Source organism: Candidatus Zixiibacteriota bacterium (assembly GCA_016933955.1).
GTDB lineage: Bacteria > Zixibacteria > MSB-5A5 > GN15 > PGXB01 > JAFGTT01.
The window spans coordinates 141995-165151 of sequence record JAFGTT010000027.1 but is presented as its reverse complement, the minus strand read 5'-3'; the positions used below and the strand labels follow the sequence as shown (position 1 = coordinate 165151).

Annotated in this window: 17 protein-coding genes; all 17 read left to right on the top strand. The window is 48.1% G+C overall.

What is annotated here, in order from left to right; genetic code table 11:
- Nucleotides 1-2 precede the first annotated feature (2 nt).
- The 17 genes from rimO to JXQ28_09575 all read left to right on the top strand — a co-directional run bounded on the left by rimO (nt 3) and on the right by JXQ28_09575 (nt 22975).
- Nucleotides 3-1325 (top strand): 30S ribosomal protein S12 methylthiotransferase RimO, encoded by a 1323-nt coding sequence (rimO, locus tag JXQ28_09655; protein MBN2277998.1) that lies wholly within the window; start codon nt 3-5, stop codon nt 1323-1325.
- Nucleotides 1326-1327: 2 nt separating this feature from the next.
- Complete coding sequence (locus JXQ28_09650; protein MBN2277997.1) at nt 1328-1972, top strand: lytic transglycosylase domain-containing protein; 645 nt, start codon at nt 1328-1330, stop codon at nt 1970-1972.
- Nucleotides 1972-2760, top strand: a complete 789-nt coding sequence (gene bamD / locus JXQ28_09645) for an outer membrane protein assembly factor BamD (protein ID MBN2277996.1) — start codon at nt 1972-1974, stop codon at nt 2758-2760. Before JXQ28_09650 ends, bamD begins: the two co-directional genes overlap by 1 nt.
- Entirely contained in the window at nt 2738-3346 is a 609-nt protein-coding gene (gene nadD, locus JXQ28_09640; protein ID MBN2277995.1) for a nicotinate (nicotinamide) nucleotide adenylyltransferase, read from the top strand. The genes bamD and nadD overlap by 23 nt, the downstream gene beginning before the upstream one ends.
- Nucleotides 3343-6075 (top strand): DNA polymerase I, encoded by a 2733-nt coding sequence (gene polA, locus JXQ28_09635; protein MBN2277994.1) that lies wholly within the window; start codon nt 3343-3345, stop codon nt 6073-6075. Before nadD ends, polA begins: the two co-directional genes overlap by 4 nt.
- 4 nt (nt 6076-6079) lie before the next feature.
- Nucleotides 6080-6661 (top strand): dephospho-CoA kinase, encoded by a 582-nt coding sequence (locus JXQ28_09630; protein ID MBN2277993.1) that lies wholly within the window; start codon nt 6080-6082, stop codon nt 6659-6661.
- 81 nt (nt 6662-6742) lie between these two features.
- Entirely contained in the window at nt 6743-8755 is a 2013-nt protein-coding gene (locus JXQ28_09625) for a transketolase (GenBank protein MBN2277992.1), read from the top strand.
- Nucleotides 8756-9245: 490 nt separating this feature from the next.
- Nucleotides 9246-12179 (top strand): TonB-dependent receptor, encoded by a 2934-nt coding sequence (locus JXQ28_09620; protein MBN2277991.1) that lies wholly within the window; start codon nt 9246-9248, stop codon nt 12177-12179.
- A gap of 18 nt (nt 12180-12197) precedes the next feature.
- Nucleotides 12198-15482: a hypothetical protein gene (locus JXQ28_09615; GenBank protein ID MBN2277990.1), complete on the top strand. Its 3285-nt coding sequence runs from the start codon at nt 12198-12200 to the stop codon at nt 15480-15482.
- 21 nt (nt 15483-15503) lie between these two features.
- Entirely contained in the window at nt 15504-16532 is a 1029-nt protein-coding gene (locus tag JXQ28_09610; protein MBN2277989.1) for a PorV/PorQ family protein, read from the top strand.
- A 94-nt stretch (nt 16533-16626) separates the two neighbouring features.
- Nucleotides 16627-17427, top strand: coding sequence for a C40 family peptidase (locus tag JXQ28_09605; protein ID MBN2277988.1), 801 nt, complete (start codon nt 16627-16629; stop codon nt 17425-17427).
- A 59-nt stretch (nt 17428-17486) separates the two neighbouring features.
- Nucleotides 17487-18440: a hypothetical protein gene (locus JXQ28_09600; GenBank protein MBN2277987.1), complete on the top strand. Its 954-nt coding sequence runs from the start codon at nt 17487-17489 to the stop codon at nt 18438-18440.
- Nucleotides 18433-20310, top strand: coding sequence for an N-acetylmuramoyl-L-alanine amidase (locus tag JXQ28_09595; GenBank protein ID MBN2277986.1), 1878 nt, complete (start codon nt 18433-18435; stop codon nt 20308-20310). The genes JXQ28_09600 and JXQ28_09595 overlap by 8 nt, the downstream gene beginning before the upstream one ends.
- Nucleotides 20303-20551, top strand: a complete 249-nt coding sequence (locus tag JXQ28_09590; GenBank protein MBN2277985.1) for a hypothetical protein — start codon at nt 20303-20305, stop codon at nt 20549-20551. Before JXQ28_09595 ends, JXQ28_09590 begins: the two co-directional genes overlap by 8 nt.
- Nucleotides 20552-20713: 162 nt before the next feature.
- On the top strand, nt 20714-22087 hold the full coding sequence (locus JXQ28_09585) for an MATE family efflux transporter (protein MBN2277984.1): 1374 nt from the start codon (nt 20714-20716) through the stop codon (nt 22085-22087).
- A 65-nt stretch (nt 22088-22152) separates the two neighbouring features.
- On the top strand, nt 22153-22737 hold the full coding sequence (locus tag JXQ28_09580) for a sigma-70 family RNA polymerase sigma factor (protein MBN2277983.1): 585 nt from the start codon (nt 22153-22155) through the stop codon (nt 22735-22737).
- Entirely contained in the window at nt 22724-22975 is a 252-nt protein-coding gene (locus JXQ28_09575) for a zf-HC2 domain-containing protein (GenBank protein MBN2277982.1), read from the top strand. The genes JXQ28_09580 and JXQ28_09575 overlap by 14 nt, the downstream gene beginning before the upstream one ends.
- Nucleotides 22976-23157: the final 182 nt, after the last annotated feature.

The window sequence follows — 23157 nt, the reverse complement described above, 5'->3', positions numbered from 1 at the left end:
CCATGAAATTCTATATAAAAAAGCTGGGTTGTCCCAAGAATGATGTCGATGGCGATTATCTGGCTGGACGCCTGGTACAACTGGGCCATGAACTGGTAGCTGATTCTGAAGGAGCCGAAGCGATTATTGTCAACACCTGCGGTTTTATTCTTCCGGCCAAGGAGGAATCAATCGCTGAGATTTTGCAATTTGAGGAGCAGAAAAAGCGGGGGAGGATCAAGAAGCTTTTTGTTACCGGGTGTTTGTCGCAACGCTACGGAGAGGATTTACAAAGGGATATTCCCGGTGTCGATGGATTTTTCGGATTGGGTAAGATCGAGGCCCTGATTGAGCGGCTTGACAGCAATTTGACCGGAGGTTATCTGGTAAGAGACCCTGCTTCCGAATTAACATACACTTCCGGGGATATTCGATATGTCGAGGAAAGCTACCCCTATGCCTATCTGAAAATCGCCGAGGGTTGCGATCGTTATTGCGCCTATTGCGCCATTCCGTATATCCGGGGACGTTACCGAAGTCGGCCAATCAGAGAAATAATTGATGAGGCACAACTGCTGGCTTCACGGGGCAAGAAAGAGCTGATCCTTGTCTCTCAGGAAGGTTCGGGATATGGTCGCGATTCAAAGGACGGCACTGATATTATAGATCTTCTCAAAGCTCTGGAGAAAGTGGCGGGGGTGGAATGGATCAGGCTGATGTACCTTCATCCCGAGGCCGTTACCAAGCAATTAATTGATTACCTGACAGGTTCGGCTAAGGTCCTGGGCTATTTCGATATCCCGTTGCAACATGTCAGTGACAAAATTCTGAAAAAGATGAATCGCAGGGTGACCCGTCGGGAGATTGAAAACCTGCTTGAGAAAATCAGGCAGGCCTCGGCGGAGAATATTATTCGGACTACCTTCATAACCGGATTTCCCGGAGAAACAGAACGGGATTTTGAAGAATTGCATGAATTCATGGAATCTTTCAAATTCAATCGGTTGGGAGTCTTTGCCTATTCTCCCGAAGAGGGAACCGCGGCGGTTAAAATGGGCCGGCGGCCTTCCGCGCGAATGGCGGCCGAACGCCAGGACATTCTCATGTCACTCCAGCAGGGGATTGCCTTCGAGAAAAATATTAGCTTGATTGACAAAATACAAAAGGTTATAATTGACGAAATCCGGCAGGGTGCCCCGGCGGTGGGTCGGTCGATGGGGGATTGCCCTGAGATCGATCAACAGGTATATGTTAAAGGCGAGGGTCTGGTGGTCGGGGATATTGTCAAGGCCAGGATAGTCATGGCCGAAGGCTATGATCTAATCGCCGAAAAGGCAGGTGGGTAATTATGGTAGAATATAATCGCCTGGGAATTTTTCTGTCCAAACCGGTGGCCGTGCTTTTTGTTCTGATTTACCTGTCGCAATCCATCCTGATTATTTACCTGGTTAAAGTCCGTTTCGACCTGGAAAAACAGATTGATTTCCAGCAATCCCGGATCAGCGAACTGGAAGAGAAACTGCAGATTCTCCAGGTAATCGAGGATTTTCAAATCGGATTCAATGATGAGGAGAAAAAACAACTGACCGAGGTCATTTTTTCGGAATGCCGCAAATATGATTATGATCCTCTTTTCCTGATGGCCATGATTTACACCGAGTCATCCTTCAAGAGAGGCCAGGTATCATCCAAGGGTGCCCGGGGGCTGATGCAGATCAAGCCGTTTGTGGGCCGATCTCTGGCCGGCAAGATGGGAATCGAGTGGGAGGATCAGAAAACTCTGTTTCAGCCGGAATTGAATATTCAGATGGGCTCGCTGCATTTTTTCGAGATGATTCTGAAATTCAAAGATGTCCGTAAAGCCCTGATTTCTTATAATATGGGAGAAACCGCCCTGCGCAGCCGGGTTCGTCTGAACGAACCGTTACCGAGATCGTATCTGGATAAAGTCATGGAAAACTACAAAATGCTGAAGGAGAAATACCAAAGCTGATGAATAAGTCAATTCATATAATTACGGGATTAGTGTTGCTGGCTTTTATTATCGGGTGCAGTCCCCGGGTGGTTCGAATGGCGGCTACCCCGGAGGAACAACTCGATCTGGCGCGGGCTGAATTCAATAAAAAACACTGGCTGACCGCGGTTGAGGGATTTCAGAAAGTAATCTTTAATTTCCCGGGATCGATGGTGGTGGATACGGCTCAGTATTTACTGGGAATGTCGTATTTCGAAAACGAGGATTATGAACTGGCGGCGGTAGAATTCCGCCGGTTGATGTCAAATTACCCTCAGTCTGATTATGTCGATGAAGCGCAGTACATGGAGGCGGTAAGTTATTTAAGAAATTCGCCAAAACATTACGCCCTGGATCAGGAAGATCTGAAGAAAGCGATCCAGATGCTTCGCGATTTTATTATGGATAATCCCGATTCGCCCCTGGCGGAAAATGCCCGGGCCTCGATTCTCGAGGGAGAAGAAATCCTGGCCCGCAAATCGTATGAGAACGGCATGACTTATTTCAAAATGTATGATTACAGGGCGGCGTCCATATATTTCCAGGAAGTCATCGATAATTATACCGGGACATCATATGCTCCGCCGGCCTTGTTCAAGCTGGGCGAATCACAATATAGAAACGGCAAATATCCCGAAGCCCTTCAGAAATTCAACAGCTTTATTACCATTTATCCCACCCATGAACTGATTTCCAGGGCGGAGGAGTATGTCGCCAAAATCAACCGAACCCTGGAGACGGTAAATGCCGCGGGCGAATCCCGATAAGGGCGGCCGCTGGGGTATTATGGGTGGGATTTTCGATCCCATTCATTACGGGCACCTGGCCCTGGCAGAAAATGCCGCGCGCGCTTTCGACATGGATGGGGTTCTTTTTCTCGTCAGTTTCAATCCCCCGCACCGGGAGAAAAAGCCTCAGGCTTCATTTGAAGAACGCCTGGAAATGGTCAGTTTGGCCATCGCCGACAATGAACGGTTTTTGGCCAGTGATCTGGAAAAGGATTTATCTCTCCCGGCGTATACTGTGAATATTGTAGATTTATTGAAATCGAAATATCCCCGGATCACCGATTGGTATTTGGTTCTCGGAGCCGACAATATTGATCTATTCGATTCGTGGCATCAGCCGGAAAGATTAATCGAAGAAGTGAACATTGTGGTCGGCAAACGCCCCGGATTCGGACCCGACGGCAAAGATTCGCTATGGTACAAACAGGTTAAAATATTCGATATGCCTCTTCTGGAGTTGTCTTCGACCATGATCCGGGAACGGATAAAATCCGGGAAGTCGATTCGGTATTTTGTGCCGGAAGTGGTTTACCATTATATCGAAAACAAGAGGCTTTATCAATGAATGGCAAAAGCCTTTATCTGGTGGATGGTTCGGCCATATTCTATCGGGCCTATTTTGCCTTTATCCGGAATCCCCTGATAAATTCCAAAGGTGAAAACACTTCGGCCACATATGGGTTTCTCAATTCCATCTTGAAAGTTATCAAGGATGAGAAGCCCGATTATTTCGCGGTGGTATTCGATACCAAGGCGCCGACTTTCCGGCACCAAATGTATCCTGATTATAAATCGACCCGGGCCAAGATGCCCGATGATTTGGTGTTGCAATTGCCGCGTATCCGCGAGGCGACAGAGGCCCTGGAACTTCCATCCCTGGAGATGGAGGGTTATGAGGCCGACGATATTATCGGAACGCTGGCCCGCGCCGCCGAGAAAAAGGGGATGGATGTTTGGATTGTCTCCGGGGATAAGGATATGTTTCAGTTGGTCAATGACCGGGTGAAAATCTACAATCCCCAGCGCGGTTCATCTCCACCGGAAAAACTGAATTCTGAGGGTGTAAAGGAGAAGTTCGGGGTACCGCCTGAAAAAGTAATTGATATGCTGGCCCTGATGGGCGATTCCTCGGATAATGTCCCCGGTGTGGCGGGAATCGGTCCCAAAACAGCCATATCACTTCTGGAGGAATTCGACAGTCTCGATCAGATTCTTGATTCCATAGATAAAATTAAGGCCAAAGGGGTCCGGAAGAAGATTTCGGATCATATTGAAGAAGCGCATCTATCACGCCGTCTGGTGACGATTGATACCGCCGTGCCGATTGAATTCGACCTTAAGAATCTTAAAAGGGGAGAGATCGATTTCGAAAAGGCCAAAAAATTTTTCATGGAGATGGAATTTGTCGGTTTACTTAATGAACTGGCCAAGCAGACCGGACGGCTGGATTTATTCTACCAGGCATCACAGACGTCAGACGGCCAATCCAGAAGAGAAGCAGATTACAGGTGTATCGATAATCCGGATGAATTAAAGCGGGTAATCGATGAATTATCGAAGAAAAAGGAAATTGCGGTTGATACGGAAACAAGTTCGCTTAATTCTCTTGACGCCGATCTGGTCGGCGTATCACTCTGCGGCGCGGCCGGCAAGGCTTATTATATTCCCGTTGGCCATGATGATATAAAGCGGAATCTGCCTCGGGAAAAAGCTTTTGAATTACTCAAGAAGTTACTCACTGACCGGAAAGTGCAAAAGATCGGTCAAAATATTAAATACGATCTGGAGGTTTTTCACCGGGCCGGACTGGAGATTGATCCGATTTCATTCGATACTATGCTGGCTTCCTATGTTGTCAATCCAACCGGCCGCCAGAACAGCCTTGATGCCCTGGCTTTCGAACATTTCAATTATACCATGCAGCCAATCACGGAATTAATCGGGAGCGGTAAAAAACAAAAATCGTTTGCGACGGTGGATGTTGACAAAGCCACTTTCTACTCCGCCGAGGATGCCGATTATACTTATCGTCTGCGGGGAGTTCTGGCTCCGAAAATCGACGAACTAAAACTTCATGATCTATATTATAATATTGAATTGCCGCTAATCAGGGTTCTGGCCGCAATGGAAGAAGAAGGAGTCCGGGTTGAAGCCGATTATCTCAGGGATTTTTCCAAAGAACTCGAGGGGCAGCTGGAAAAATTGACGGCTGATATTTATACCGAGGCCGGAGGGGAATTCAATATTAATTCCACTCAGCAACTATCCCACATTCTTTTTGAGAAACTCAATCTACCTACAAAGGGTAAAACGGCCAAGAAAACGGGTTATTCGACCGATGTAAAGGTTCTTGAGGAATTGGCTCAAATACATGATTTACCTCGATTGATCCTTGATTACAGGCAATTGACCAAGCTGAAAAACACCTATGTCGATGCCATCCCGCTGTTGATCCGAAAGAAAACAGGCCGGGTTCATACCTCGTTCAATCAGACCATCGCCGCGACCGGAAGATTATCATCGACCGACCCCAATCTCCAGAACATCCCGGTGCGGACGGAAATCGGCCGCCGAATCAGGAAAGCCTTTATTCCCCGCGATGAAAATCATCGCCTGATGGTGGCCGATTATTCACAGATAGAGTTGCGTATTCTGGCCCATTTTTCCGAGGATAAAAAGCTGATAGAGGCCTTTAAAAACCGGGAAGATATTCATGCCCGCACGGCGGCCGAAGTGTTTAGTGTCGCGCTGGATAAAATTACGCCGGAGATGCGTCGGGCCGCCAAAACGGCCAATTTCGCAGTCATTTACGGAGTCAGCGCCTATGGCCTGTCGATGCAGACGGAGCTGGATATTACCCAGTCGAAGGAATTTATCGAGACCTATTTTTCGCGCTATCCCGGGATCAAGAAATATATGGATGAGACTATTGAAAGGGCCCGCCGTGATGGCTTTGTAACGACCTTGTTTAACCGGATTCGTTATTTACCTGAGATAAATGCCAAAAATTTCCAGGTTCGGCAATTCGCCGAGCGAACGGCCATAAATACGCCGATTCAGGGGACGGCCGCGGATATGATCAAGGTGGCTATGATTCGGATTCATAATAAACTGGCCAAAATGAAATCGAGGATGATTCTTCAGGTTCACGATGAATTAATTTTCGATGCGCCCGTTGATGAAATAGATGAACTCAAGGAAATTGTCCGCCGTGGTATGGAACAGGCCGTCGAATTGAAAGTGCCGGTGGTGGCGGATATAGGGGTGGGTCAAAACTGGCTCGAGGCCAAGTAATTCCATGCTGATCGGTATCACAGGTCAAATCGGTTCCGGGAAATCAACCGTGGCCTCGTTGTTCAAAAAGCACGGGGCGTTTATTATCTCGGCTGATCGCATTGGCAAAGATGTGGTCGAGAAAAGCCCAGCTCTTAAAAAAAAGCTGGCCGTCATATTCGGCCGGGAAATCCTCACTCCCGGAGGTCGTCTCAGGCGGCGTCGGCTGGGAGATCTGGTCTTTTCATCAAAAAAGAGCAGGGATCGTTTGAACGCCCTGATCCACCCCCATCTTTTAAGGCAGATGGACTTGGAAACCAAACAGGCTTTGCAAAAATTTGAGATGGTTGTCATCGATGCCGCCCTTTTACTGGACTGGAACTGGGATCGGCGATTGGATGTCACCATTTTGGTCAATGCACCCAGGGCAGTCAAAATAAAGCGTCTGATGGATAAAGGGTTTACTCTCAAAGAGGCTCGCCAGCGGCTGAATGCCCAAATACCTTATCGTGCTGTGCGCGCCCGGGCCGATCTGGTTATCGTGAACAGCAGCTCCTTGAGTGACCTTGAAAGTAAAGTACTCCGTATTATCCGCAAGTTATCCTGAAAAAGATTGACTTTATCTGTTGCCGCCTCTAATTTTCAATCCTGACATAAAACCGTGTGATATAATAATCGCGGAGGATCCATGCCCCTGATCAATTCGAAATCCGGCAAAACCATTAGAAAATATACTCAAGACGAACTCAAAACCATGGCTAATTATATGCGCGGTCTGGATATGCTATCACTCTGTTCGGCCGGTTCCGGTCATTCTGGGGGGACGCTTTCGATGATGGACGTCCTGGCAGTGTTGTATCTCAGGACGGCGCGGCATGATCCGTCCAATCCCGGCTGGACGGATCGGGATAGGATAATCTGGTCAGCCGGGCACAAGGCACCGGCGCTATATATCGCGCTGGCGGTTTCGGGGTATTTCCCGGAAAATGAACTGGCAAAACTACGGATGTTGCATTCTCCCTTCCAGGGACATCCGCATCATAAAGAACTTCCGGGGGTCGAGATTTCATCCGGTTCACTGGGACAGGGTTTATCGGTCGGAGTGGGGGTGGCACTGGCGGCCCGTCTTGACGGCCGCGATTACCGGGTTTTTACGATTACTTCGGATGGAGAACATCAGGAAGGCTCAATCTGGGAGGCTGTTATGGAAGCCGGTAATTTCGGGCTGAGTAATCTGGTGAATATTCTCGATAAAAACCGGCTGCAAATAGACGGATATACCCGCAATGTTCAGTGTATCGATCCCATAGCCGATAAATATCGCGCCTTCAAATGGGATGTGCTGGAAGTTGATGGTCATGATATTCCGGCCCTGATTGTTACGCTCGATCAGGCGCGATCATCAAAGACCCGGCCGACTCTCGTTGTTGCCCACACGGTAAAAGGGAAGGGAGTAAGTTTCATGGAAGATGCGGTCGGCTGGCACGGCAGACCGCCTGATCGGGAACAGATGAAACAGGCGCTGGCCGAACTTGGCCTTGATAAACAGTTCGACCAGGATACCTTTTTCCGGATAGGGAAGACGCATCTGGAAAGGGTGGAAAAAGACCTGGGGGAGAAACTCCCTCGATTCTCAAAGAATTACTGGTGGAATGAACAAACCAATATGCGGGTAGAAATGGATCCGACCCGGAAGGGATTCGGGCGGGCCCTGGATAAATACGGGGACGATGAACGAATTGTCTGTATCGGGGCCGATATATCAGATTCAATTGCCATCTCGGATTTTTATAAAAACCACCCGGAACGGCGAAAACGCTGGATATCAGTCGGAGTGGCCGAACAGAGTGGTACCACCGTTGCGGCGGGATTGGCCAAAGAGGGCAAAATTCCGGTTTTTGGCACCTACGGAGTGTTTTCCTCGGCCAGGAATCTCGATCAGATTCGGGTTTCGGTTTGTTATGGCGATTACAACGTTCTGATTGTCGGGGCGCATGGCGGTATTTCAGTCGGCCCCGACGGAGCGACCCATCAGGAACTGGAGTCTTTTTTCGCCATGGGTGGAATGCCCAACATGAGGCTGGGGGTGCCGATCGATTCTGTGGAAACGGAAAAGATGACCAGATGCATGCTGTTTGATATTACCGGGCCGAAATATCTCCGATTTGCACGGGAGGCGACACCAATTGTCAGCGATGAAAAAACTCCTTTTGAATTCGGGATCGCCAATATTTATCGTTACCGAGGCGAGAAGGATATGTTTCTGGATGCTTTTGATATTTGTCTATCCATGGATTATAAGAATGAAAATGAAGACCTGGCGATTGTTTCCTGCGGTCCGGAGTGCGCCGAGGTCATGAGGGCGGCCTGGATTTTGAAAGAAGAATATGATCTTGAGACCCGCATAATCAATATGCATACTCTTAAACCCCTTGATAAAAAAGCGGTCATCCGGGCCTCTGTGGAAACCGGTGCGATCCTGACGGCCGAGGAGCATCAGGTCGGAGGGCTGGGAAATCTTATCGCGGCGGCTCTGATGCAGAATCGTCCTGTCTCCGGGGATCGGGTACCATTCGATATGATCGGAATTCCCGATCGTTTCGGGGAGTCCGGTCAACCCTGGCAGTTAATCAAGGAATTCGAGCTGGCGGCGGAATTTATTGCCATGCGGGCCCTGCGGCTGTTGGGGGAAATCGAATAAAAATCCGCTTATTTCTTAAAATATAAATTTTAATTATATCAGCCGGGGGGAGTAATATTCAACGGCATATATAAATCGATGAAAATATTTATTCGTACTGACATCCCCGTAAATGGGCGAAAATAAGGTAAAAATCCTTTCAAGGGACTATAAATGCTTAATTTTTTTGATTCGAAGCCGATTTTAATAATGAGGATGTGCGAAATTACTGCAAAAAAGCGGAAGAAACCGGTGGTTTTTTTTGTTGACAAGAAACTGGCATAAATCTAATATGAATCAGCCGTAAACATATATGGATATTACCCTTTTCAACAGGCGGCTGGTGAGTTATGGCCGAGAATGTGGACAATAGGCTCCTTGATAGTTTATTTTTGATCATATACAGCTAAACTTTTGGGATCAGTTAACACAAGGAGGTGAGAGGAAGAGGGAAATTTTCTTTTCATTATTCCCCGGAAAATTCTAATTTAAACTTAAGGAGGTTATAGAATTGGTTAAAAAAATCATTTCTATGGCGATCGTGCTTGGTCTGGCACTAATATTGATATTGCCGCAGGACCTTCTCGCAGGCACCACCGGTAAAATATCCGGTAAGATTATCAATGAGGAAACCGGTGAAGTCTTACCGGGTGTGGCGGTATCTATCGTCGGGACCAAGATGGGAGCGTTGACCGATGAAAACGGTGAATTTTATATCATCAACGTTCCGCCGGGAAATTACACTCTCAAGGCGGAACTTATCGGTTATGCTCCGGTCGAAGTGACCAACGTCGATGTTTCGGTTGACCTGACATCGTATATTGATTATTCCCTTTCCAGGAAAGCTCTGGAATTGGGGAAAACAATTGTGGTGACAGCCGAACGTCCACTGGTTATTAAAGACAAAACGGCATCCCTCAAGGTTGTCGAAGCCGAGGAAATTCAGAATCTGCCGACCCGCGGTTACGAAGATATCGTGGGGCTACAGGCGGGTGTCGTGCGTTTCCGTGATAACGCCAATACGCGGCAACGGGGCGGCCATCAGACCGCGGCCAATTCAATGCAATTGAATATCCGCGGCGGTCGTTCTTCGGAAGTTGCTTACTATGTCGACGGCTTCTCGCAGCAGGATCCGCTTTCCGGTGTTTCGACGACCAACATTAACAACAACGCTCTGGCTGAGGTCGAGATTTCGACCGGCGGTTTCCCGGCCGAGTATGGCTGGGCGGCTTCCGGCGTTATCAATGCCACGACCAAGGAAGGAACGGCGGAATTTGCCGGATCGGTCGAGGCTATTACCGATAATGTCCTATCGGACAATTATGATTACAATAACTATTCGGTCGATATCGGCGGCCCGATTCCGTTTCTCGAGGAAGCCATGTCCGGTTCGTCGTTCTTCCTGTCCGGCGAACGACGCTGGCAGGGTGACCGTCAACCTTCCTCCATTATTGATGATCCGCTTCCCCACAACAGCCTTGGGGGCTGGAGTGGCCAAGGGAAGCTGTCTCTTAAGTTCAACGACAACATGAATCTTAAAATCGGCGGAATGTATTCGTTCGATAATTGGAAAGAATATCGTCACAATTACTATTTCGATATCGAACATTCTCCGAAGTACGAAGATGAAAACTATTCCATGTATGCCAAGTGGACGCATACTCTCAACCCGGAGACATTCTATTCGACATCTGTCAGCTATTTTGTAACGAAGCGTATCCGTGGAGATGGTGTTCATTTCGACGATCTGGAAATGTACAAGAGACCCAACGGACAGCCATCGTTCGACGCCACCGGTCTTTTCTACAGCTGGGATGATATCAACGGCGAAACCGAGACGATTTTCGATTATGTCATCGATACCACCCTGATTGATTCAATTGAGACTGAACCGGATGAGTGGGAGTATATTTACGATTATGATACTACTACTGACCGGATGTATATTCTGGCCGGGGATGAAGGGCATGTCTGGGATGACCTGTACAAGAGGAAATCCAGTTATATCGGAATCGACGCCGATATAACCAGTCAGATTACACCCAACCACCTGATGAAACTCGGTCTCGATTTCCAGAGACATACTTTGCGGTATTACCGCCACCTTTTCCCGACCAATCCGACTTCACAGGATATTGACCGCTATGGTTATGATGAATACGGGAATGAAACGGATGATCTGGATTGGAGAAATGAAGCTAAACACCCGATTACCCTGGCATTCTACGGTCAGGATAAATTCGAGTGGCAGGATCTGGTGGTTAATGCCGGTTTACGCTGGGATTATTTCGACAGCAAGGCTCTACGGGTAAAGAACCTGCAATATCCGTTCGACCCCGAGGGCGGGACCAATATTGTCCTTGATCGAACCGATCTGGAAGACAGTAAGGCCGAGACTCGACTTTCGCCGCGTCTGGGAGTTGCTTTCCCGATATCCGACAAGACCGTATTTCATGTCAGCTATGGCCTGTTTTTCCAGCGTCCCGATCTGCAGAACCTGTATGTCGGGTACGATTACTATGAGTACAAGGTCAATTCCGGCGGATATTTCTATCCCTTCGGGAATCCCAATCTGGAGCCTGAAAAAACAACGGCCTACGAATTCGGAATCGACCACCAGCTCGGCGATAATACGGCTTTCCAGGTTACGGCTTTTTACAAGGATGTCCAGAACCTGACCCAGGTGGCCACTTTCCCGGCTCAGCCAAAAGCCTATTCGATCTATTTCAATCAGGATTTCGGAACCATCAAGGGAATGGATTTCTCCTTGAAAATGCGCCGGATGCACAATATTTCTCTTGATCTGGCCTATACGCTCTCCTGGGCCAATGGAACCGGTTCTTTTGCCGGCACCCAGCAGAATATTGCCTGGGTATCATCGGAGGTTCCGGTACAGACGGCTCCGCTGGTATTTGATATGCGGCACAAGTTTACCGGTATTGTCGATATAAGAACCGGACGGGGTGAAGGCCCAATGCTTGGAAACATCTATCCTCTGGAAAACGCCGGCGTGAACTTCGTTTTCGATCTTTCCTCCGGAACGCCTTATTCGCCGGTTCGACTTGACGCCGACCCGATTACTCTTTATTCGGTGTCATACACTCCGGCGGCCCCGGTAAATTCCAGGTACTCCGATTGGAAATTCCGGATCGATATGAAAGCCAGCAAAACCTTCCACATCGGTCGAGCTAATCTCGATGTTTATGTCTGGGTATTGAACCTTCTCGATGGGGATAATGTCCTGGCAGTGTATGAATCGTCGGGAAGTGCCGAGTCGACTTATTGGTTGACGACCGAATCCGGGGAAAACTGGATGGATACGTATAATACGGCTTCTGATGCTTCCGGATTGACTGGTTACGAAAAATACGTATTGAAAGAGAAGGATCCGGGTAACTACGATATACCGCGACAGGTTCGCTTTGGAATCAGGATGAGCTTTTAGCCAGGGAGGTAATGAAGGATGAAAATAAAACACATTATATTTACTTTGGCGGTGTTGATTTCCCTGTCTTCGCTGGCCGTGGCATTGCCTCCGGGAATGACTGCGAAACCGGCCGGGCCCGGTTCCGCGATGGGAGTCGACACTCGAACCATGATAGACGTCAACAACCTGCAGATGTTTGTCACCAACCAGGGCGGGTATGCCGAGGACTGGTCCTTGTTGCTGGAAACAGCCAAGAATGACGGTCTGTATTTTCCTGCCGGAACCGATAAGACCGTCCTTTTCTCGGCCGGCATCTGGGTCGGTGGTCTGGTTGATGGGGATATTCGTCTGGCGGTTGGTGCCTTTGATACGCCCGAATATATCCAGGGACCAATGGATATAACTGGTCATGCTCAGGCCGACCAGACGAGGTATAAAGTTTACAAAATAAACGGTGACAGTTCGGTCTGGTTAAATCCGAATAAAACCGGATTGAATACCAATGATGGTATTCCCTATACCCGTCTGGATTCGACTCTGCATTTCAATGATTATACGGAATGGCAGGATCCGGACGTGATAGCCGATGGGGCGCCGATTGATACATTAACCGATCTTCCACTTCTGATCGGCGATCAGATGCTCTGGACTGTCTTCAACGACGATGCCGTTAATGATGGCGGTCTCCATATGTATAATGCCTATGGCGGGGGGACCGAACCGCTCGGTGTGGAATTACAGGCTTCATTTTTCGGCTTCGATTTGCCGGGCGCCCTGGGGAATACCATTTTTGCTAAATGGATTATTATCAATAAGGGCGACAATTTGATCGAGTCGACTTTTGTTTCTCTGTGGGCGGATCCCGATCTGGGTGGTGCCTCGGATGACTTTGTTGGTTGCGACACGACTCTTTCGCTCGGTTATTGTTATAATGCCACTAATAATGACAATGCATATGGTGCCACTCCGCCGGCAGTCGGATTCGACTTTTTACAGGGTCCGCTGGTTCCTTCGGTGGGTGACACAGCTATCCTGAATGACAGCACTGTTTATCCGGACATGAAGATTCTGGGGATGAGTTCTTTTAATAAGTATATTAATGGAACCGACCCGGATATTCCGCAACAGTCATATGATTACATGAAGGGACTTGATGCTGTCGAAACAGGTGGACCCTATATCGATCCGGAAACCGGCGATACTACCACGTATTTCGGGGCCGGAGATCCGGTAGCCGGAACAGGCTGGGTTGATTCCAACCCGGCCGATCGGCGATTTATGCTCAGCACCGGTCCGTTCACTTTCAATCCGGGCGATACCCAGGTGGTTGTGGCCGCGATTCTGGTCGGTCAGGGTAAGGATAGAATATCCTCTGTGGCGGCTTTGAAGTTCTATGATATCCTGGCTCAGTATGCCTATGATGTTAATTTCAATATTCCACAACCTCCTTCGCGGCCGATTGTGACGGCCCAGGCCTATAATCGCGAAGTAACACTGACCTGGACCAACCGTTCAGAGGTTGAATATGACGAGCCGACTCATGAATTCGAGGGTTATGTGGTGTACCAGGGCGAAACAAGTGTCGGTCCCTGGACGGTAATTAAAACTTTCGATATCAAGAATGGGTATGGGATGCTTAAGGATTTCGTCCTTAATGCAGACCTTGGCGACGTCATTTACCAGCCGGTGGTTTATGGCCTTGATGAGGGTAAAGGGTACGGTCTTGAAATCACCGAGGACTTTATCAATGGCGGGAGATTGCATAACGGCAAAACATATTATTATGCCGTAACCGCATACTCATATGACTATACCGACTGGCAGGATTATGAGAGCGACCCGGCCAAGCCCGATGATGAGTTTATCATTCCTAAGGGGCTTTGGTTCCTTGAGAATCGTATCCAGGCTATCGAAATTACACCGCAGGATGATAATCCCGGCTCCGACTGGGGTTCGGCCCTGGCACCGGTAGTCCAGGAACGGTATGATTCTCTTCTATCTCCTTCAAGCGATGTTATTCAACCGATTATTATCGATCCCAATAAAGTGAACGGCCATACCTACCAGGTACGGTTCCGTCCTCTTTATGATGATACTCTGGTAGATACCACCATGATTCCCTGGGATACCACCATTGTACCTTATGATACTCTTGGTTATCAGGACGGGGAATGGGTTCGGATTTACCAGTTCTGGGAATTGTGGGATCTCACCACCGATAACAGATTGCTTAAACGGCAGTTCAATAAATCGGGCGATGAAAACTACGAGATTTTCGACGGTATCCAGTTCAAGGTGATTGGTGCCCATGAACCCGGCTTCCAGGGTGTCTATTACGATAATGATAATACGGCTCATAGCAAGGCTCTTTCCGGTGTCAACTGGGGTGGGGCATTCTTCGATGGCGGTTGCGATTTCGGATATTATTTCTGGGGTGGCTATCTTGATCCTGAAACCATGATAGATTCATTTACCACGGTAGAGGTAAGGTTTACCGATGATATCCCGATAACTCGCGATCCTTCGGGGCAGAGAGCCTATAATTACTGCCGCGGTTGTGATCCCAATTATGGTTACCAGGGTTATTTCCAGGTACCGTTTATTGCCTGGGATGTTATCAATGACTATCAGGTTAATGCGGCCTTTGTCGAAATGGCCGGTTCTAGTGTTTATGATTCCACCTGGGATCCAAGCTTTGAGGATAATGGCAGTCGTGAATACCTGTTCCCGCTTAAATCCGCCTATGACGGAGACAACGAGTCCGACGCCGGAACCGGTGATATCGATTATACCACCGAAGATTTCTATGACGGCTCCAACTTTGATTTCCTTTATGGGGCCTGGATCCAGTTGAGTGCCGCTTCATCCGTGATCGACAGCGGCGATGTTCTCAGATTCCAGTGGGCCAATCCGGCTGACGCCAATGATATTTATACCATATCGACAACTGAGGCTGTGACGGGTAATGTGGCACTGGGGAAATCGGCCATGGATAATGTCAGGGTGGTCCCGAATCCGTACTATGCCTATTCAGCCTATGAACGCGATCAATTCGATCGTCAGGTGCGATTCCTGGGCGTGCCCGAGGATTTCACTATCCGGATTTTTAATCTGGCTGGCGATAAGGTGCGGACAATGGAATCCGATGACCTGCAAATCAAACAACCGGGTCAGAGCTGGGCGATATGGGATCTGGCCACCGATCAGGGTCTTCCTGTAGCGGCGGGAATATACATCTGGTATCTGGAAGCTCCCGGAATCGGGAGTACCTATGGCAAGATGGCGGTATTCCCTGAAGTCGAACAGCTTAATACTTATTAACAGGAGGCAGGAGCAGATAATATGAATAGTAAAACAATTATCATTTGTGTTATAATTGTCCTGACCTTCGCCGCAGTAAGTATGGCTGGGTCAGACAGGAAAATCGGTACGGCCGGGGCACAGGAGCTCCGCATCCCGATCGGTTCCCGTGGAACCGCTCTCGGTGGTGCAATAGGAGCCGATGTGGTCGGGGCCGAGGCGATTTTTTATAATCCGGCCGGCGTGGCTCTGATTGACGGAACAGAAGCGATGTTCTGCAATCTGCAGTATTTCGCCGACATGGATCTCAACTTTTTCGGCGTAACCAAAGCCTTTGAGGATTTCGGTTCGATCGGCGTTTCCGCCAAGGTGCTTTCAATCGGCGATATCGTCAAAACTACCGAAACCGCCTCAACGGTCGATGGAACCGGGGATGTTTACAGCCCGGCCCTTTCGGTAATCGGGTTGACTTATTCCCGGATTCTGACCGATCGAGTTACCTTCGGGGTCACCGGTATGTATATCAACGAATCGATCGATCTGGTTTCGGCCAGCGGTTTGGCCTTCGATTTCGGTATCAATTATGATACCAAATGGCGGGGGCTGAGCCTGGGTATTGTCCTTAAGAATATCGGTCCCGGGATGACATTCGAGGGTGCCGGCTTTGACAGGGATGTCCCCGCACCGGGCCAGAATTCGGTTGTTTCGCCGAATAAGACTTTCCGCGCGCAATCGGTTCAATTTGAACTTCCGTCGTATATCCAGCTCAGCGGAGCGATGGATTTCCTCAATGTCGAGCAAAGTCGCGCGACTTTTTACGGAACATTCGAATCGAACAGCTTCTCCAAGGACCTCTATCGTCTTGGAGCCGAATACGCCTTCGATGAGAAATATTTCCTCCGGGCCGGTTATACGGTCGACCAGGATCAGGAAGATTATCTCTATGGAATGGCTTTCGGCGCCGGGGTAGTGTTGAAACTCGGAGAGACCAATGTAACATTCGAATACTCCTGGAATGAAACGGAATTTTTCGACAACAACCAGTATTTCACCGGTAAGATCAATTTCTAACTCCCTTTGTGTTAACAACGGCCGGGCGGTTTTTTTGAACCGTCCGGCTTTTTTTTATTGTTTCATGTTGCGGCAGTGTACATAATTTAATGGTATGAAGTACGGTATCGTTATCAGGAGTATTACCGATTTAAGAGCCGAACCGCGATTCCAATCGGAAAGAAAAAGCCAGTTGTTATACAATGAATCGTTGGAAATCGGCCGTATAAGAGATGGCTATGCCAGGGTTTATCAGCGCGACGGTTACAATGGCTGGGTCGATGAAAAGGCGCTGATGATCCTTGATCGCCGAATATTTAATCGTTTTGAACGGGAGTTGACCCACCGGGTGGTTTCGCTGACGGCGAATTTGAAACCCCTAAAGAATAATATGCCTGCTCAGCCACCATTTTTATTTTACGGGACTCGTTTAAGGGTTGAAAGCGTGGCAAAAGGCCACGCCCAGACCAAATTACTCGGTAATAACGTATCCCGATTAGTAAAATCGTACCTGACTTCCTTATCTGTAAAACCGGATGGCTCTTCGATGCCGTCATTCATAATCAGGGAAGCCCGCAAATTTATCGGGACGCCCTACCTCTGGGGCGGGATCAGTCCTTACGGTATAGACTGCTCCGGCCTGGTGCAGACATTATTCAAAGCCGCCGGGTTGGCGTTACCCCGCGACAGCCGGGATCAACGCCGGATGGGAGTAAAAGTCGCCCGGGATCATATCCGGCCGGGGGACTTGCTTTTTTTTGAAGGACATGTGGCCATAGCTCTGGATAAATATCGGATAATCCATGCCTCGCTCGGTGAAGGAGGGGTCGCTGAAAATTCGCTCAAACCGGGTGATGTCGATTTCCGCGAAGATTTATTTCGGACCTATATTGTGGCGAGGAGGTTGAGAATATAGATACCTCCGTTTTTTCACTGGAACTTGCCCTCAAGCGTCCATTCCGAATAGCGACCGGGATGGCCGATATTAAAAGGAATCATTTTATTTGTCTTGATGGTCAGTATTATGGCGAGGCGGCCGGTTCGGTGGCCTATGGTCCCGATTCTTCGATTATTAAAGGCGATCTGGAGAGCGGATGCGAATTTCTTCGAAGCAGGGATGCCATTACTTTTCCGATACTTGAAGAACTTGAAGTGATGTCTTTAAATTCGGTTTCCAGGGCGGCTTTGATAGCCGCGGCTGTACACACCCTGTCGGCCCGGAACAGACGCTTTCCATGGGAGATTTTTGATCTTGAGCCGCCTCGGATGATATCCACGTCTTTCACTGTCAGCCTCGATGATCCTGAGAATATGGTACGCGAGATTGCCGCTTCGCCCTACCCGATTATTAAAATAAAGCTGGGAAACGAGAATGATGAAAATCTTTTAAAGGCATTGGACATAATAAGCGGCAAAAGATTTCGTATTGATGTCAATGAGGCCTGGACAGCGGAGAAGACGGAACGGATGATGCATTACCTGAACAGGCTCGAGGTCGATATTGTCGAGCAGCCGACCGGACCGGAATCAATCCGGGAATGGAAATATCTTCGGAAACGATCTTCGGTGAAATTCATAATGGATGAGGGGCTAAATCGGCTGGAAGATTACGAGAAATATTGTGATTTTATTGATGGCGTGAATATCAAGATGGCCAAATCCGGGGGGATTCTGGAAGCGATCAGGATTGCCCGCCGGGCTAAAAAAGATAAACTGGCGGTTATGTTCGGATGTATGGTTGAGTCTCAGGTTGGGATCGCTCCGGCATTATATTGTGGGTCGCTGGGAGATTATTTTGACTTCGATGGGCCATTGCTTCTGGCCGATGATATGGCCACCGGAATCAAATTTAATGTTGAAAAAGTTTCGGTCGATGAAGATATTATCGGGGGACCCCGGTTAAAAGATAAGTACAGGAAAGATGATTAGAATATTCAGGCTACCAGTTATTTTTGCAATACTGCTGATTTCGGCTGTCGTGGTATCGGCACAACCCATTATAAAGGTGATTTACCCCAAAAAGGGAAGTCCCATCGGGGCGGTGGATTCAACTTTTATCCTGGGATCGGTGACACCCGGATCGACGCTCGAAATTAACGGAGTCAATATCAATGTACACAGGGATGGCGGTTTTATAGCCTTCCTTCCCCTTAACCCGGGACCATTCGATTTTGAATTGGAAGCGGTAAATGGTTATGATACAACTTTTCTTGGCTGGCCGGTGTTAGTTCCCCAACCCATGAAATCACTGCCCTACGATAGCCTGGTTATAATCGATAAAACCAGAACCAGCGGAAACATGATTCTTGGAAGGGGAGATCAACTTCGAGTCGAAATACAGGCTACCCCCGGGTGTTTCGCCTATTTTTCGATTCCGGGGTATATCGAATCGGTTCCGATGGCCGAAGGGCCACCGCGGATTCAACCATTCTGGGGTGAAGCTGTTTTCGGATCGGGAGCAGTCCCGGAATCATTAAAAATAAAAGGGTATTACAGCGGGTACCTCGATATCGATGACAAATGCCTGGTCGATTCCAGCCGAGTGATTTATCATCTCCGGGCTCCGAGTTTTCTGGAAATGTGGGGCAGGACCATGTCGCGCTCGCTTGAGGATCTCGATTTTGGCTCACTGGAATTGCTTAAATTCAAAAATGATCGGACAATCGACAGTTCGCGATTTTTTGTCATTATCAATCCCGACAATTATCCATGTTTGGTAGAATTCACCGATTCGGTCCAAATTATGCGGATCGGACCGCGTCAGGGATATCTGGCAATATTTCAGCCAAAAGGGGTTAAAGCTATGGCTGTCGGGCGGGAAGGGGATTGGGTGAAATTGAAACTATCGGAAACGCAATTCGGATGGGTTAATATCAATTCTATTAAATTTCTAAAAAAAGGTCTGCCGTCTCCGAAATCCCTCCTGAAATCAATCCGGGCTTTTGCAGGTAAAGATTGCCTGACCGTGGAGATGCCCCTTTCGGAGAGGCATCCCTTTCGGGTCGAGGAAACGGACGATCATCATTTGGTTATCAGTCTTTATGGCGTTGCCTCGGATACTGATTGGATCAGGTATGATTTCAGAGATAAAGACCTTGAGCTGGTGACCTGGAGCCAGGAGGAGCCGGGATTATATAACCTGAAGTTCGCCTTCAGAAAGGCGGTATGGGGTTATGATATTTATTATGATGGAAACACATTAAAGTTAAATATTAATAAACCGCCACAAGATATTGATAGATTGAAGGATAAAATAATTGTAATTGACCCAGGTCATTCCCTTGATCCGGGTGCTATAGGACCCACAGGATTGACAGAAGCTACGGCCAATTTGAATATTGCCCTGGCTTTAAAGAAGGAACTGGTCAAACGGGGAGCCCGGGTAGTGATGACCAGGGAAGATATGTCCGATTTGCCCCTGTCCATGCGGCCGGAAATCGCGGTGGCATATGATGCCGACCTGTTTATTTCAATTCACAATAATGCGCTTCCTGACGGGGTGAATCCACTGGTAAATCACGGCGTTTCGACATACTATTATCATCCCCATTCAATAGGCCTGGCCAGGTGTATTCAAAAGGAATTGATCAGAGAATCCAAACTCGAGGATTACGGGCTATATCACGGCAATCTGGCAGTCAACAGGCCGACGCAGTATCCGGCAGTATTGGTTGAATGCGCCTTTATAATTTTGCCGGAGCATGAGGCCATGCTTCGATCAACCAAATTTCAAAATCGACTAGCCCGGGCTATCAGAAAAGGAATAGAAAAATTTCTGGAGGAATACGACCATGACTGATCAGGCTCAAAACGGTGGCCAGGGAAAACTCCTCTGGCTGATTTACACCTCGTTACTTCTATCAGGGATTATTCTACTCGCGGATGCGCTGAATATAAATTTTCTAGCCAGGCTTTCAATGCGTTTGGGGCTGGGTCTGGTATTTTCAGCTATGGCCCTGATTATCGGCAAGAATAAGCCATCGGGAATAATAGCCACCGCCATAATATGGGTCGCCATCCTGATAACTGTCTTCAGTTGAAACAGGCGCGCATCATATGGTATGATGGCTCCTTTCGGTGGCTGGCATCCTTGATTTTAAGAAGTCCCGCAGACATCCAAGATATTTACATGCCGCGATAAAATTCGCAACCACCCCTTTATAAATGCAGTATATTATAATATTTAATTGCCGGATTATATAATGGCTGACGTATTGAGAAAGAAACCGGTCGATCATACTGAAGGTTCCATTATTCAATCCATTTTTAAAATGGGGATTCCTTCCATGATCGGTTTTCTGGCCAATCATATATATTATATGGTCGATATGTGGTGGCTGGCACACCTTCCCGAACGGGAAACGGCCGTTGCCGCGGTAACCATTTATTCCAATATTTCCTGGGTTTTCTTTTCGTTCAATGGTCTGGTCGGACCCGGCTCGGTGGCGATTATTTCACGACGGTATGGAGAGAAAAATTATGATGCCACCGAAACGGCTATCAAGGAGACTTTTATTCTCAAATGGTGCACCGGAATGCTCCTGGGATTGATCGGATTTTTCCTGACCGATCAACTGGTATACTGGGGCGGCGCCAGGGGAGAAACCATCGCCCTAAGTGCCGAATACGGCAAGATAATATTTTTGGGGATGGGATTTTCTCTCAGCGTTTATTCCGTTTACACGGCCCTCAGGAGTGTTGCCAATCCCAATATGGCGATGGGTCTGATGATTGGCTCTACGCTATTAAACCTGGTTCTCGATCCGCTTTTTATTTATGGATACTGGATTTTCCCGGAACTGGGAGTGACCGGGGCCGCGGTGGCATCGGTCACGTCATACACCATCACCTTCCTGGTCGGTGTCGGGTTGTTCTATTCCAGGGCTACCAATGTCCGGCTCAGTCTGAAGGGCAAGATTCCGATGTCGATTAAGACCATGATAAAGATTGTCAGGATCGGTGTCCCGCACTGGATCGGGGAACTGTCTTATTCCGGGGCCAGGTTATTGGTGATGCCCATGATTGCGGTATTCGGCAATTCGGTTATAGCCGCATATGGAGTCGGGATGCAGATTTCGGCAATCGGGATTTCGGTGCTGGTCGGAATCGGTCTTGGTCTGGCCTCGCTGATCGGACATAATCTGGGTGCCGGCAAGAAAGAGCGGGCCCTGAAAACGGCCAATCAGGCTCTGCTTATGTCAGTCGGAATTATGATCCTGATGGGGTTGGCTGTTTTTATTTTTGCGCCTCTAATCCTGTCACTGTACTTTCATGACCCCGAAACCATCGGGCACGGTGTTCATTTGCTTCGTATTCTCTCCATCAGTTTCCCGTTTATCGGGGTCTTTATCATGCTGGAGCAAATCTATTCCGGGGTGGGCATGAATACCCCCGCCATGATTATCAACGCTGGTAATGCCTGGTTGATACAAATCCCGACCATTTATATTCTGACTCAGGTTTTCAATTTCGATCAGAACGCTGTTTGGTGGTCCATAAGTGCCGCCGCCCTGATTTCCGTATCCGCATTTTATTGGTATTATCGCCGCGGGCAATGGCTTAATGTCAAGGTTTGACCTGATTGTCGCGCCGGACTTAACGCGGTTGTTTTTTTGAATCGTTTATTCTATATTTTTATCCAATGAATGAAAAGGAACTTGTAAAACTGGCCCGGGGCGGCGATTTCGATGCTTTCAACCGCCTTATCATGGACCAGCAGGATAAAATATACCGGTTGGCAATCAAAGTTACCGGCAACCGGGAAGATGCGGAAGATATTGTGCAGGAAACTTTCATTAAGGCGGTGGATAAAATAGACCGGTTTCGAATGGAATCATCATTCGGAACCTGGCTTTATGCCATTGCCTTAAACTCGATTCGAGCTCATATGGGCAGTCGAAGGCAACATACTTTAAAACCTTTGGAGGATTATTTGCCGGGTTCTCATCAGAATGGAAGTGAGGCTTTGTTTGATTGGGGCGATCCGCACAAGATTCTGGAAGAAAAACAATTGCAGGCCATAATAGAGGATGCCCTGGCCGATATGCCTTATAAGTACAGCATGCCCTTTATTCTTCGCTATATGGAAGATATGCCAATCAAAGAGGTGGCCCGGATGAGCGGGCTTTCGTTGCCGGCCGCAAAATCTCGAATTCTCAGGGCCCGGCTGGCTCTTAGAGATAAAATAACCCGGATCCTCAAGGAGAGGAAAGTTGAAAAGCTGTAAGAAGCATATCCAGCATATATGCGACTATATTGACGGCGAGATCGATGAGTCGCTCTGTTTTGAGCTGGAACAACATCTCAAAGAATGCAAAGACTGCCGGATTATGGTCGATACCCTGCGTCAAACCGTAATTCTATGCCGGGAAGGCCGGAAAAAGCCTCTTCCCAGGGAGCTTGAAGAGCGGCTATCCGATGCCATTCGGCAACGCTGGGAAAAGAAATTCAAGAAAAAAAGATAGCTTTTAGGCTATCTCAAATCCACCGCGCAGTCGGTATTTCTCCAAACCCAATTTATTATTTTATATATTAAAAAATATTCCACCAGGGCCGGAATACTTGGTTGCCGACCCCGGTCGTATTATAATCCATTTAAATACAACACCTTATAAAACAAAACAAAATTTGTATAAATTTTGAATCG